The organism is Streptomyces sp. NPDC059142 (assembly GCF_042755665.1).
Lineage (GTDB): Bacteria > Actinomycetota > Actinomycetes > Streptomycetales > Streptomycetaceae > Streptomyces.
On record NZ_JBHZDA010000082.1, the window covers coordinates 4,000 to 17,071 of the forward strand.

Genomic DNA, 13,072 nt, shown 5'->3' on the forward strand with positions numbered 1-13,072 from the left:
CCGGCGCCCGCGCGCCCACCGCCCCCCCCCGGCGCCGCGCGCGGTGCCGGGGGGGGGCCCCCCGGGCCCGGCGCGCGCCCCCCCCCCCCCCTCCCTTACCGCCGGGGCGTCAGCGCAGCAGCTCCACCTCCGACAGGGTCGCGGGAGCGTCGCTCACCAGGCGGTACTTCGGGTACGACCCCGGCTTCGCCACCGTGAAGACACGGGTCTGCCGGTCCCAGCCGAAGGACTGCTTCGACCGGGTGTCCAGGGTCCGCCACGTCGTACCGTCCGTGGAGCCCTGCAACGTCCACCCGGTCGGCGCCTCCCCGGCCGTGGCCGACGTCAGCGTGTACTGGACCGCCTTCGTCGCCGACGCGACCGGCAGCTCCACCGACGTGACCGGCGCCTCCGTGCGCGAGGTGTTGTCGAAGAGCGGGCCCGTCCCCGTCAGGGCGTCGGTGCGCGGCGTGGGCACCTTGTCGTCCTGCGTGATCGAGACCGGCGCCGCGTCCCGGCCCTGGCCGCCCGCGGCCTTGCCCGAGCCCCAGGACGACGGCCGGGGACCCATCGCGAACTCCACCGTGCCGCCGCGCGCCAGCACCTCGTGCGGCAGCGCCGTCGAGTTCCAGCTCTTCCCGTTGACCTTCATGCCCTGCACGTAGATGTTCTTCTCGCTGTTCTTCGGCGCCTTGACGACCAGCGTGCGCCCGTTGTCCATCCGGACGGTCGCCTTCGTGAAGAGCGGCGAGCCCACCGCGTACTCCCCGCTGCCCATCACCAGCGGATAGAAGCCGAGCGCCGAGAAGAGGTACCACCCCGACTGCTCGCCGTTGTCCTCGTCACCGTGGTAGCCCTGGCCGATCTCGCTGCCGGTGTAGAGCCGGCCCAGCACCTCGCGGACCTTCTCCTGCGTCTTCCACGGCTGCGCCGCCGCGTCGTACATGTACGTCACGTGGTGCGCCACCTGGTTGGAGTGGCCGTACATGCCCATCCGTACGTCGCGTGCCTCCGTCATCTCGTGGATGACCCCGCCGTACGAGCCCTTGAACTCGGCCTCGGCCGTCTCCGGCGTCGCGAAGTACGTGTCCAGCTTCTCGGCCAGGCCCGCGCGCCCCCCGTAGAGGTTGGCCAGCCCGCGGGAGTCCTGCACGGCCGTGAACGCGTAACCCCACGCGTTCGTCTCCGTGTAGTCGTAGCCCCAGATCCTCGGGTCGAACTTCTCCGACGGGACCCGCCAGTCGCCCTTCAGGTTCCGGCCCTGGAAGAAGCCCGCGTCCCGGTCGAAGAGCGAGACGTAGTTCCGGGCGCGGTTGAGGAAGTACGCCGACTCCTCCTTGTACCGGGCCTTCCCGGTCTTCTTGTACAGCGCCTCGCCCATCTTCGCGATGCCGTAGTCGTTGAGGTAGCCCTCCAGCGACCAGGACAGCCCCTCGTGGGTCTCGGTCGAGGCGTAGCCGAGGAACGACGAGGTCTCCGTGCCCTTGCGGCCCACGCCCGCGCTCGGCGGCGCCACCGTCGCGTTCTTCAGGGCCGCCTCGTACGCCGCCTCCGCGTCGAAGCCGACGCCCTTGACGTACGCGTCCGCGAAGGCCACGTCCGAACTGGTGCCCGTCATCAGGTCGGCGTAGCCGGGGGAGGACCAGCGGGAGATCCAGCCGCCGTCCTTGTACTGCTGGACGAAGCCGTCGACGAGCGACCCCGCCTTCTTCGGGGTGAGGAAGGAGTACGCGGGCCAGGTCGTCCGGTACGTGTCCCAGAACCCGTTGTTGACGTACACCTCGCCGTCGACGATCTTCGCGCCCGTCCGTGTCGGGGTGTCCGTCCCGGTCTTCGGGGAGAACGGGCTCGCGTAACTCTGCTTCGGCCGGGCGAGCGAACCGGTGTTCTCGAAACCGGAGTTGGGGTAGAGGTAGAGCCGGTACAGGCTGGAGTAGAGCGTGGTGAGCTGGTCGTGGTCCGCGCCCTCCACCCGTACCCGGCCCAGGATGTCGTCCCAGGCGCGCTGCGCCCGGTCCTCGACCCGCTCGAAGCGGGTGCCCGCCGGTATCTCGTCGGCGAGGTTCTTCTTCGCCTGGTCCACGCTGATCAGCGAGGTCGCCAGACGCAGCGTGACGGTGCGGTCGGCGCCCGCGTCGAAGCGCAGATAGCCGGTGACGTCCGCGCCCCCGCCGCCGGGCAGCTTGCCGCTCGCGGTGACCGGCGCGTCGAAGACGCCGTACACGAAGAGACGGGTGGCGCCGGTCGACAGCCCGCTCCGTACGTCGGAGTACGCGGTGAAGGAGCGGGTCTCCGGATCGAGCGTGAGCCCGCCCGCGTTGGAGATGTTGTCGAGGATCATGCTCGCGTTGTCACCCGGATAGGTGGTGCGCACCATCGCCGCGTGGTCGGTCGGGACCATCTCGGTCTTCAGACCGTTCTCGAACGTCACCCCGTAGCGGTGCGGCTTCGCGCTCTCGTTCTCGTGGCGGAAGGGCAGCGCGCGCGCCGTGCGGGAGGCGTTCGGCGTTCCCTCGGCCACCGACGGCATGAGCTGGAAGGTCTGCCGGTCGCCCATCCACGGACTCGGCTCATGGCTCGCCGCGAACGCCTGGAGGGTGGGGAGGTTGTCGGCGTTGTTGCCGCGGCTGTACTCGTAGAGCCAGCTCGTCGAACCGGCGTTGGTCACCGGCGTCCAGAAGTTGAACCCGTTCGGCACGGCCGTCGCCGGGAAGGTGTTGCCGCGCGAGAACGAGCCGCTGGAGTTGGTGCCGCGGGTGGTCGAGGCGTAGTCGGAGAGACGGGCGAGCGGCTTCTCGGCCGCCTTGGGCGCCAGGGTGATGTCGTCGATCCACCCCTCGAACTCCCCGGGTCCGGTACGGGAGTCGTACGCGACCAGGATCCGGTCGACGGTCTTGCCCTGGGCGACCTGGCCGATCCGGGCGTCCACCTGGTTCCACTGGTTGACGTAGAGCCGCTTGGCGTCGCCCTGGCCCTGCGGGGTCAGCGCCCCGCCGTGGGAGTCGCGCGCGTTCAGATCGCTCAGATAGGTGCCGTCGGTGAAGGCGAGGTCCACCGCGACATGGGTGGCCGGGTAGTTGAGATCCGTCCCGGTCATCGAGGGGTGGATCCGGTACGAGAGCGCCGTGTCCCGCCGTACGGCCACATCGACGTCGAAGATCTTGTTGTACGAGTAGGCGCGCCCCGCCGCCTTGTGGGTGCCCGCGTACTTCAGCGCCCGCTTCCCGGTGAAGCCCGCACCGGACTTGGCGGTGGGGGAGCCGACGGGACCGCGGTCGACCTGGGTGCGCATGTCCTCGGGCGCGGGCGCGCTCGTACCGCCGTCGGAGAACTGGACATCGGCCAGTTGGGTCGCGTCGGAGGCGCCGTTGTTCTTCGTGATGTCCAGCCGGTAGTGGCGGTACGCGCCGGCCGCCGCCGCGTCGACCGTGTAACTGACCGTTTTGAAGCGCTCGGGGAAGGTCTGGCCCTCGCGGGTGTCGAGGTCCTTCCACTCCTTGCCGTCGGTGGAGCCCTGGAGCCGCCAGTCCCGGGGGTCGCGCTCCGCGTGGTCGTTGGCCGAGGTCAGGGCGTAGGTGACCACCTTGACCGGCTCGTCCAGGTCGAACTCGACCCAGGCGGTGGGGGTGAAGGCCAGCCACTTCGTGGCGGGGCGCACGTCGACCAGGTTCTCCTTGGTCTCACCGCCGCCGGTGTTCTCCCCGCTGGCGCGCAGGTCCACGACCCGGTCGGTGACACCGCCCGGGATCCCGCCGGTGAGGCCCCCGTCGACGCCCGACGACCGCTTTTGGCCATCGGGCCCCACCTCGACGGTGTTGCGCCAGTCCGGAGGGGATTCCTCCTGTTCGAACGAGGACGTGAACTCCCTCTCCGCGGATGCCGGGCGCGGTGCGGCGGTCTGTACCGCGGCGGCCGACGGGGCCGTCACCACGAGCAGCGAGGCGGCCGCCACCAGGGCGGCCGAATGCCATGGTCGGGGACGGAGTCCGGGTCTGAGCTGCATACCGGGCTGCATACCGAGCTTTCCTCCTGCGTACCGAGCTGGACAACGTTGTCAAAGCAGAGGCGCAGGGTCCAGTAGGAGGCAAGTGCACAGTGGTGTCAAGGGTGTTGAAGCAACGGCGTGTCCGGAAATGGACGTGTGGGAAGGTCCGGTGCGGTCGAATGCGTCGGTCGACCGGCACGGATATCCGGGAGGTCTCAACTAGGGAAAGACTGCCGGGCAAACTCCCTTTTGATCTTGCTCAGTTGACAGGAAATGGACTATACCTGTCGGCGTCCGCCCCTGATGGCCGAACATGATCGAGCACGACATTCCTGCACGACCCAGCTTCATTCGACCGCGGTGGCGGAGCCCTTCTCCTCAGGCGAGAAGGACGGGCGACCGGTACACCGCCTGAGTCCTGGAGAAGGCGAGGACTTGAGCATGGGATCCACCTCCGCTCGGAACGACAACGCGGGCCTCGGCCGTCGTGATGTGATCAAGCGGTCCGCCGCGATCGGTCTGATCACCGTCCCGACGATGAGCTTCCTCGCCTCCTGCGCGAGCAGCGACAGCGGCAGCGACAAGAAGGTCGAGAAGGGCAAGACGTCCCAGAAGAACCCGCTCGGGGTGAACGAGAGCGCGCCGCTCGACTTCGTCCTGTTCAACGGCGGATTCGGTACGGAGTACGCCAAGGACGCCGTCCAGCAGTACCGGACGGCCTTTCCCAAGGCGGAGGTGAAGTTCGGCGCCACCGAGAAGATCCAGTCCGAGCTCCAGCCGCGCTTCAACGGCGGCACCCCGCCCGACCTGATCGACAACTCCGGCGCCGAGCAGATGGACATGGGCGTCCTCGCCGGGAAGAAGCAGCTCACCGACCTGACGCCGCTGATGGACGCCCCGTCGTACGACGACCCGGCCAAGAAGGTACGCGACACGCTGCGGCCCGGCGTCCTGGAGATGGGCCGGCTCGACGGCGACCCCGTGTGGATCATGTACTACGCGTACACCGTGTACGGCGTGTGGTACTCCCAGACCGCGCTCGACAAGCTGGACGCCGAGTACCCCGAGGACTGGGACGGGATGCTGGCCCTCTGCGAGAAGGCCAAGAAGAAGGGCATCGCCGGATGGACGTACGCCGGCAAGTACCCGTACTACCTCCCCTTCTCGCTCTACCCGTTCATCGGGAAGATCGGCGGCCGTGAGGTCCTGGACGCCATCGACAACCTGGAGCCGAACGCCTGGAAGCACCCGGCCGTGAAGTCCGCGTTCGAGGCGTACTTCGAGCTGTTCAAGAAGGGCTACATCCTCCAGGGCACGCCCGGTCTCGACCACATCCAGTCGCAGACCGCGTGGACCGAGGGCAAGGCGCTCTTCATCCCCAACGGCTCCTGGGTGGAGAACGAGGCGGCGAAGACCACGCCGAAGGACTTCCAGATGAAGGTGGCCGCGCCGTCCGGCCTGGACAGCTCGGACAAGCTGCCGTTCGGGGCGCTCTGGGCCTCCGGCGGCGAGCCGTTCATCGTGCCCGCGAACGCCAAGAACCCCGACGGGGGCATGGAGCAGCTCCGCATCATGCTGAGCGAGGGGTCCTCGAAGAACTTCACCTCCAAGGTGAAGTCCCTGACCGCCTACAACGGCGGCACCGACGGCCTCACCCTCTCCACCGCCCTCCAGTCCGGTGTCGACGTACTCGCCAAGGCGGGTGACAACGTGCTCAACCCGCGGCTCCAGGACTGGTACGTGGAGCTTCAGAAGCAGAAGATCGGGGTGGGCGTGCTCGGCGAGCTGATGGCCGGGCGCATGACGCCGGCCGAGGCGGTCAAGAAGTGTCAGGAGTTCGCGGACGCCACGGCCAAGGACACCTCCATCAAGCACTACAAGCACCAGTAGCACGCAGCGGCACGGTAGAAGTCCGGAGGCCCCGCGACCAGGGGCCTCCGGATCACGGCCCGTCGTACGGGCTCCCAGAGCGGCACGGCGCCACCCGCCGGAGATTCGGGGTCGGGAGACATGCAGCACGGCAAGTACCGTTTCATCGTGGGGTTTCTGGTATTCCCCCTCGCGCTGTACGCGCTTTTCGTCATTTGGCCATTCGTCCAGTCGATCTACTACTCCTTCACGGACTGGACGGGTCTGAGCCCCGACTTCTCGATGGTCGGCTTCGACAACTACAGCCGGATGCTCGACGACAGCACCTTCTGGTCCTCGCTCCGGCACAGCCTGCTCTTCGCGCTGCTGCTGCCCGTGGTCGTGCTCGGCCTCGCGCTGTTCTTCGCGTTCATGCTGAACGTCGGCGGGCGGAGCCGTAAGGGAGCGGCCGTCTCGGGCGTCCGCGGCTCGTCCTTCTACAAGATCGTGTATTTCTTCCCGCAGGTGCTCTCGATCGCGATCGTGGCGCTGCTCTTCCAATTCGCGTACAACCCGAACAGCGGCGCCATCAACTCCGCGTTCGCCGCGGTCGGTCTGGACAGCGTGAAGCCCGACTGGCTCGGCGATCCGAACCTCGCGCTGTGGTGCGTGATGGCCGTCCTCGTGTGGAGCACCACCGGGTTCTTCGTGGTCCTCTTCTCCGCGGGCATGGCCTCCATCCCCAAGGACTTCTACGAGGCGGCGCTGCTGGACGGTGCGAGCCGCGTCACGACCTTCTTCCGTATCACCCTGCCGCTGCTCTGGGACACCGTGCAGTCCGGCTGGGTCTACATGGGCATCCTCGCGCTCGGGGCGGAGTCCTTCGCGGTCGTCCAGATCATGACCGTGGGCCCCGGCGGGCCCGCCGATTCCACCAATGTCCTGACCCTGCTCGTCTACCAGAAGGCGTTCCGTGACGGTCAGGCGGGCTATGCGACCACGATCGGTGTCGCCCTGCTCATCGTCACGCTGGCCTTCGCCGCCCTCGTGATGCGGCTGGGCCGACGTGAGCGGCTGGAGTACTGATGAAGACCACCGACACCCCTCCGCCGGCCGATCTGCCCCCCGCGGCGGACCCCGCGCCCCGGCCCCCCGTGGCCAAGGCCGACGCGCTCCCCGCGAAGGAGAGCGCGACCGGCGGCGTCCTCAACGTCTTCTCCCACGGCGTGCTCGTCATCTGGGCGTTCCTGGTCGCCATGCCGCTGCTCTGGGCGGTCATGACGTCCTTCAAGGACGACCGGTCCATCTTCACCAGCCCCTGGGCGCTGCCGGACCGGCTGCACTTCGAGAACTGGTCGCGCGCCTGGACCCAGGCGCACATGAGCGAGTACTTCCTCAACACCATCCTGGTGGTGGCCGGTTCGCTGGTCGGCACGCTGCTCTTCGGCTCGATGGCGGCGTACGTCCTGGCGCGCTTCGAGTTCCCGGGCAACCGCTTCATCTACTACCTGTTCATCGGCGGGATGAGCTTCCCGATCATCCTGGCGCTGGTCCCGTTGTTCTACGTCATGAACAATCTGGGCCTGCTCAACTCCATCCACGGCCTGATCCTGGTCTACATCGCCTACTCGCTGCCGTTCACGGTCTTCTTCCTGACCTCCTTCTTCAGAACGCTGCCATCCTCGGTCGCGGAAGCCGCGCTCATCGACGGCGCCTCGCACACCCGGACCTTCTTCCAGGTGATGCTGCCGATGGCCAAGCCCGGACTGATCAGCGTCGGCATCTTCAACTTCCTCGGGCAGTGGAACCAGTACCTGCTGCCCACGGTGCTCAACACCGACCCGGACCGCAAGGTGCTCTCCCAGGGGCTGGTGCAGCTCGCGGTCAGCCAGGGGTACAAGGGCGACTGGTCGGGGCTCTTCGCCGGCCTGGTGATGGCGATGCTGCCGGTGCTCGCCGCGTACATCATCTTCCAGCGGCAGGTCGTCGCCGGACTGACGGCGGGAGCGCTCAAGTAGCACCTGGCCCCGTACGGGGCCACCCTGCCCGTACGGGCAGCGAAGGTACGGTCCAACCGCCCGTCCAGGCACTCCGACGGGCGGTTCGCCGCGTTCACCTTGCTCAAGGTCTTGACGGGGGCGGGCCCGAAAGCTGTGCTTAGGGTTCACAAGTTGGAGATACGTCGGGGTCTCATGGGCGCGACCCCGGCCGGCGGCGGTCGTCGTGCCGTCCGCCCAGGGCAGGAGTGGATGAGTCGTGGAGACTCCAGGGTCGCAGTCGTCTCTGCACCGGGCCAACCTCGAACGGGTCGTACGCGCGGTGCGTATGGCCGGTTCGCTCACCCAGGCGGAGATCGCACGGAGCACGGGACTGTCGGCGGCCACGGTCTCCAATATCGTCCGTGAGCTCAAGGACGGGGGAACGGTGCAGGTCACCCCCACCTCGGCCGGGGGCCGCCGGGCCCGCAGCGTCTCCCTGAGCGGGGACGCGGGGGTCGTCGTCGGGGTGGACTTCGGCCATACGCATCTGCGGGTGGCGGTCGGCAACCTCGCCCACCAGGTGCTCGCCGAGGAGTCGGAACCCCTCGACGTGGACGCCTCCTCCGCACACGGCTTCGGCCGGGCCGAGGAGCTGGTCGAGCGGCTGATCGTGGCCACCGGTGTCAGCCGTCAGAAGGTGATCGGTGTGGGGCTCGGCGTTCCGGGCCCCATCGACGTGGAATCGGGCACGCTCGGCTCCACCTCCATCCTGCCGGGGTGGAGCGGCATCAACCCCGGCGACGAGCTGGCCGGACGCCTGGGCGTACCGGTGTACGTCGACAACGACGCCAATCTCGGCGCCCTCGGCGAGCTGGTCTGGGGGAGCGGGCGCGGGGTCAGCGACCTGGCGTACATCAAGGTCGGCAGCGGGGTCGGCGCCGGCCTGGTCATCGAGGGCCAGATCTACCGCGGCCCCGGCGGCACGGCGGGTGAGATCGGGCACATCACGCTGGACGAGTCGGGCCCCGTCTGCCGCTGCGGCAACCGGGGCTGCCTGGAGACCTTCGCCGCGACCCGCTACGTACTGCCCCTGCTCCAGTCCAGCCACGGCGTCGACCTGACCATGGAGCGCGTCGTCCAGCTCGCCCGCGAGGGCGACCCCGGCTGCCGCCGGGTGATCGCGGACGTCGGCCGCCATGTCGGCAGCGGCGTCGCCAACCTCTGCAACCTCCTCAACCCCAGCCGGGTGGTGCTCGGCGGGGACCTGGCGGAGGCGGGGGAACTGGTGCTCGCGCCCATACGGGAGTCCGTCTCGCGGTACGCCATCCCGAGCGCCGCACGGCAGCTCTCGGTGCTCCCCGGGGCGCTCGGCGGCCGGGCCGAGGTACTGGGCGCGCTGGCGCTCGTACTGAGCGAGATGGGCGATTCGACCCTGCTGGAGAGCGCTCTTCCCGCCGCCACGCCCGCAGCCTCATCGGTCTCGGCTCCCGCCTTCACTTAGATAACGGATGGCACCGTTGTCATCTCGTTAAGGATTTACTCCTTGACGCCGACATCGGACGAGAGTTGACTTCCAGCCACCTCGGCCGCAACGACGCGGCCTCGTCAGGGAGGTTTTTGAAGTGAACGCAAAGATGCGTCGCGCCGCCGTGGCCACCGTCGCGACCGCGATGGCCGTCTCCCTCGCCGCCTGCGGCAGCGCGAAGGAGTCCGGCGACAAGGCCGAAGCGTCCACGGCGGAGAAGAAGGGCCCGATCACGGTCGGGCTGCTCCTGCCGGAGAATCAGACGGCTCGGTACGAGAAGTTCGACAAGCCGCTGATCGAGAAGAAGGTCAGCGAGCTGACCGACGGCACCGGCAAGGTCGTCTACGCCAACGCCAAGCAGGACGCCACGACGCAGAGCCAGCAGGTCGACACCATGATCACCAACAAGGTGAGCGTGCTGGTCGTCGACGCCGTCGACTCGAAGGCCATCGCCAGCGGGGTCAAGAAGGCCAAGGAGGCCGGCATACCGGTCGTGGCCTACGACCGGCTCGCCGAGGGCCCGATCGACGCCTACACCTCCTTCGACAACGAAGAGGTCGGCAGGGTCCAGGGCAAGGCGCTCCTGGACGAGCTGGGGGACAAGGCGAAGTCCGGCGACATCGTCATGATGAACGGCGCCAGCACCGACCCGAACGCCGCGCTGTTCAAGAAGGGCGCGCTCTCCGTCCTCGAAGGCAAGGTGAACATCGGCAAGTCGTACGACACCAAGGAGTGGAAGCCGGAGAACGCCAACGCCAACATGGAAGGCGCCATCTCCGCACTGGGCAAGGACAAGATCATCGGTGTCTACTCCGCCAACGACAGCATGGCGGGCGGCATCATCACGGCCCTCAAGAGCGGCGGCTTCAGCAAGCTCCCGCCGGTCACCGGACAGGACGCCGAACTCGCGGGCGTGCAGCGCATCGTCTCCGGTGAGCAGTTCATGAGCGTCTACAAGTCCTACCCGCAGGAGGCCGAGATCGCGGCCGAGATGGCCGTCGCGCTCGCCAAGGGCGAGAAGCTCGACTCCATCGCCAAGACCACGGTGGACAGCCCCACCACCAAGGGCGTCCCGACGGTGCTCGTCCCGGTCGTCTCGCTGACCAAGGACAACATCAACGATACCGTGATCAAGGAAGGCATCTACACGGCCGCCGAGATCTGCACCGCCAAGTACAAGGCCGGCTGCGACGCGATCGGCGTCAAGTAGGCCGACCGGTGCCGGCCGGGCCGGCCGGACCACGCTCCGGCCGGCCCGACGGCCGACCGGTCCGAGGACCGGCCGGCCGCTGACCGGCCCGGCCCGTACACCTGTCCGGTGTCCCGTCCGTCCACGCCCCGCAGCCAGGGCGGGACACCGGACGGACCCGCGACGGCCGTCGTCCCCGGCCGCCGTCGCGGGTCGTTCCACCCGCCGCGCCCCGCGCCCCGTACGCTCCGCGCGGCCGGCTCCCCCCGTTCTCTGTGCTCGACCTCCGCGCCCTCCCCCGGCGCGGCATCCCCGCCGGTCAGGCGGCGAAGGAGATGGTTCATGTGACCGCTACGCCCGTGCTGGCGTTGCGAGGGGTCTCCAAGCGGTTCGGTGCCGTCCAGGCGCTCACCGACGTAGAGCTTGAGATCCACTCCGGTGAGGTGGTCGCCCTCGTGGGCGACAACGGCGCCGGAAAATCCACGCTGGTGAAGACCATCGCCGGCGTCCACCCCATCGATGACGGCGTCATCGAGTGGGAGGGCAGGCCCGTCTCGATCGGCCGCCCGCACGACGCCCAGAACCTGGGCATCGCGACCGTCTACCAGGACCTCGCGCTCTGCGACAACATCGATGTCGTCGGAAACCTCTACCTCGGCCGTGAGCTGCGCACTTGGGGCGTGCTCGACGAGGTCGAGATGGAGCGCCGCTCGCGCGAGCTGCTGACAACGCTGTCGATCCGGATACCGAGCGTCCGTATCCCGATCGCCTCGCTCTCCGGCGGCCAGCGCCAGACCGTGGCCATCGCCCGCTCGATGCTCGGCGAGCCCAAGCTCGTCATCCTCGACGAGCCGACCGCGGCCCTCGGCGTCGAGCAGACCGCCCAGGTCCTCGACCTGGTCGAGCGGCTGAGGGAGCGCGGCCTCGCCGTCCTCCTCATCAGCCACAACATGGCGGACGTCAAGGCCGTCGCCGACCGGGTCGCCGTGCTCAGGCTCGGCAGCAACAACGGTGTCTTCGATGTCGCGAGCACCTCGCAGGAAGAGATCATCGCCGCCATCACCGGCGCCACGGACAACGCCGTGACCCGCCGCGCTTCGCGCAACGTGGAGGTTCAGAAGTGAGTACGGACAAGACCTCCCCGTCGCTCGCCAAGAGCGCCGAGGCGCAGGCACCCGCCCCGGGCACCGCCCCGGTGGACGCCCCGCCCGCCGCGGACGGCGCCGTCACGGCGGTCGACCCCCGGCTGCTCGTACGCGAACAGGGCTTCGCCGGTTACCTGACCGAGTTCAAGCGGAAGATACGCGCCGGCGACCTGGGCTCCATACCCGTCGTCATCGGCCTGATCGTCATCTGGGCCATCTTCCAGAGCCTCAACTCGAACTTCCTCACCGCGGGCAACCTCTCCGACATCTCCGTCGCCATGGTCGGCACCGGAATGATCTCCGTCGGGATCGTCTTCGTTCTGCTGCTCGGCGAGATCGACCTCTCGGTCGGCTCGGTCAGCGGCGTCTCCGGCGCCATCGTCGCCGTGCTGAGCGTCACACACGGCATGAACGAGTGGCTGGCCCTGCTCGTCGCCATCCTCAGCGGCGCGGTCATCGGCGCGATCCACGGCTTCTTCTTCGCCCGCGTCGGCGCCCCCGCGTTCGCCGTCACCCTGGCCGGGCTGCTCTTCTGGTCCGGCTTCATGCTCCAGATCCTCGGCAGCAACGGCACGATCAACCTCGACTCCGACGGCGTGGTGGCCCAGCTCACCAGCTACTACTTCACCGATGTCGCCGCGGCCTACGGCCTCGCCGTCGTCGCGGTCGCCGGGTACTTCCTCACGGCGTTCCTCGACAACCGCCGGCGCGAGGCGGCCGGGGTCCCGTCCCGCCCGCTCAGCGAGATCCTGCTGCGCAGCGGACTGCTCGCCGTCCTCTCCTTCGGCGTGGCGATCCTCTACAACCAGTACAAGGGCCTGCCGCTGGCGGTCGTGATCTTCCTGCTGGTGCTGGTCGTCACCGACTTCGTGCTGCGCCGTACCTCCTACGGCCGGAAGGTCTTCGCCCTCGGCGGCAGCGTCGAGGCGTCCCGCCGGGCGGGCATCAACGTCACCCTGATCCGGATCTCGGTCTTCTCGATCGCCGGTACGTTCGCGGCGGTCGGCGGCCTCTTCATCGCCTCCAAGATCGCCTCGGCCAACCAGGGCGCGGGCAGCGGTGACCTGCTGATGAACGCGATCGCGGCGGCCGTCATCGGCGGCACCAGCCTCTTCGGCGGCCGCGGCCGCACCTGGAACGCGCTGCTCGGTGTACTGGTGATCGTCTCCATCCAGTACGGGCTGGCCCTCCAGGGCATCGCCTCGGCGATCCAGTTCATGATCACCGGCGCGGTGCTGCTGGCGACCGTCGTCATCGACGCCGTCACCCGCAGGACCCAGAAGACCGCGGGCCGCGCCTGATCGGACACCAGCGGCACATGACGCGGCCCGGCCCCCCGCGCGGACCCCGGGGGGGCGGGGCGCGCGCGCGCGGCGGGGGCGGGGGGGCGCGGGGCGGCGGGGGGGGGGGGGGCGCCGCGGA

General features: G+C 68.9%; 8 protein-coding genes. 7 read left to right on the forward strand and 1 reads right to left on the reverse strand.

What is annotated here, in order from left to right:
* Positions 1-109 precede the first annotated feature (109 nt).
* The gene (locus ACFXPK_RS25010; RefSeq protein WP_385078802.1) at positions 110-3,982 is read right to left on the reverse strand and encodes a GH92 family glycosyl hydrolase; all 3,873 of its coding nucleotides are present in this window, start codon (positions 3,980-3,982) and stop codon (positions 110-112) included.
* A gap of 423 nt (positions 3,983-4,405) precedes the next feature.
* Here ACFXPK_RS25010 and ngcE point away from each other — a divergent pair, with 423 nt between their 5' ends.
* The 7 genes from ngcE to ACFXPK_RS25045 all read left to right on the forward strand — a co-directional run bounded on the left by ngcE (position 4,406) and on the right by ACFXPK_RS25045 (position 12,951).
* Positions 4,406-5,854 carry an N-acetylglucosamine/diacetylchitobiose ABC transporter substrate-binding protein gene (gene ngcE / locus ACFXPK_RS25015; RefSeq protein WP_385005110.1) on the forward strand — a complete coding sequence of 483 codons (1,449 nt, stop codon included), beginning with the start codon at positions 4,406-4,408 and terminating at the stop codon, positions 5,852-5,854.
* Between the two features lie 120 nt (positions 5,855-5,974).
* Positions 5,975-6,898 carry a carbohydrate ABC transporter permease gene (locus ACFXPK_RS25020; RefSeq protein ID WP_385005108.1) on the forward strand — a complete coding sequence of 308 codons (924 nt, stop codon included), beginning with the start codon at positions 5,975-5,977 and terminating at the stop codon, positions 6,896-6,898.
* Complete coding sequence (locus tag ACFXPK_RS25025; RefSeq protein ID WP_385005106.1) at positions 6,898-7,830, forward strand: carbohydrate ABC transporter permease; 933 nt, start codon at positions 6,898-6,900, stop codon at positions 7,828-7,830. Before ACFXPK_RS25020 ends, ACFXPK_RS25025 begins: the two co-directional genes overlap by 1 nt.
* A gap of 238 nt (positions 7,831-8,068) precedes the next feature.
* Positions 8,069-9,292, forward strand: a complete 1,224-nt coding sequence (locus ACFXPK_RS25030; RefSeq protein ID WP_385005104.1) for an ROK family protein — start codon at positions 8,069-8,071, stop codon at positions 9,290-9,292.
* A 133-nt stretch (positions 9,293-9,425) separates the two neighbouring features.
* Entirely contained in the window at positions 9,426-10,526 is a 1,101-nt protein-coding gene (locus tag ACFXPK_RS25035) for a sugar ABC transporter substrate-binding protein (RefSeq protein ID WP_385078805.1), read from the forward strand.
* 314 nt (positions 10,527-10,840) lie between these two features.
* A complete protein-coding gene (locus tag ACFXPK_RS25040; RefSeq protein WP_385078775.1) occupies positions 10,841-11,629 on the forward strand; it encodes an ATP-binding cassette domain-containing protein in 789 nt (262 codons plus the stop codon).
* Positions 11,626-12,951, forward strand: coding sequence for a sugar ABC transporter permease (locus ACFXPK_RS25045; RefSeq protein ID WP_385078778.1), 1,326 nt, complete (start codon positions 11,626-11,628; stop codon positions 12,949-12,951). Before ACFXPK_RS25040 ends, ACFXPK_RS25045 begins: the two co-directional genes overlap by 4 nt.
* Positions 12,952-13,072: the final 121 nt, after the last annotated feature.

Excerpts from the sequence above, each read along its gene's own strand:
- ACFXPK_RS25010 (WP_385078802.1), bottom strand. The coding sequence starts at position 3,982 with ATGCAGCTCAGACCCGGACTCCGTCCCCGACCATGGCATTCGGCCGCC.
- ACFXPK_RS25040 (WP_385078775.1), top strand. The coding sequence starts at position 10,841 with ATGGTTCATGTGACCGCTACGCCCGTGCTGGCGTTGCGAGGGGTCTCC.
- ngcE (WP_385005110.1), top strand. The coding sequence starts at position 4,406 with ATGGGATCCACCTCCGCTCGGAACGACAACGCGGGCCTCGGCCGTCGT.
- ACFXPK_RS25020 (WP_385005108.1), top strand. The coding sequence starts at position 5,975 with ATGCAGCACGGCAAGTACCGTTTCATCGTGGGGTTTCTGGTATTCCCC.
- ACFXPK_RS25025 (WP_385005106.1), top strand. The coding sequence starts at position 6,898 with ATGAAGACCACCGACACCCCTCCGCCGGCCGATCTGCCCCCCGCGGCG.
- ACFXPK_RS25035 (WP_385078805.1), top strand. The coding sequence starts at position 9,426 with ATGCGTCGCGCCGCCGTGGCCACCGTCGCGACCGCGATGGCCGTCTCC.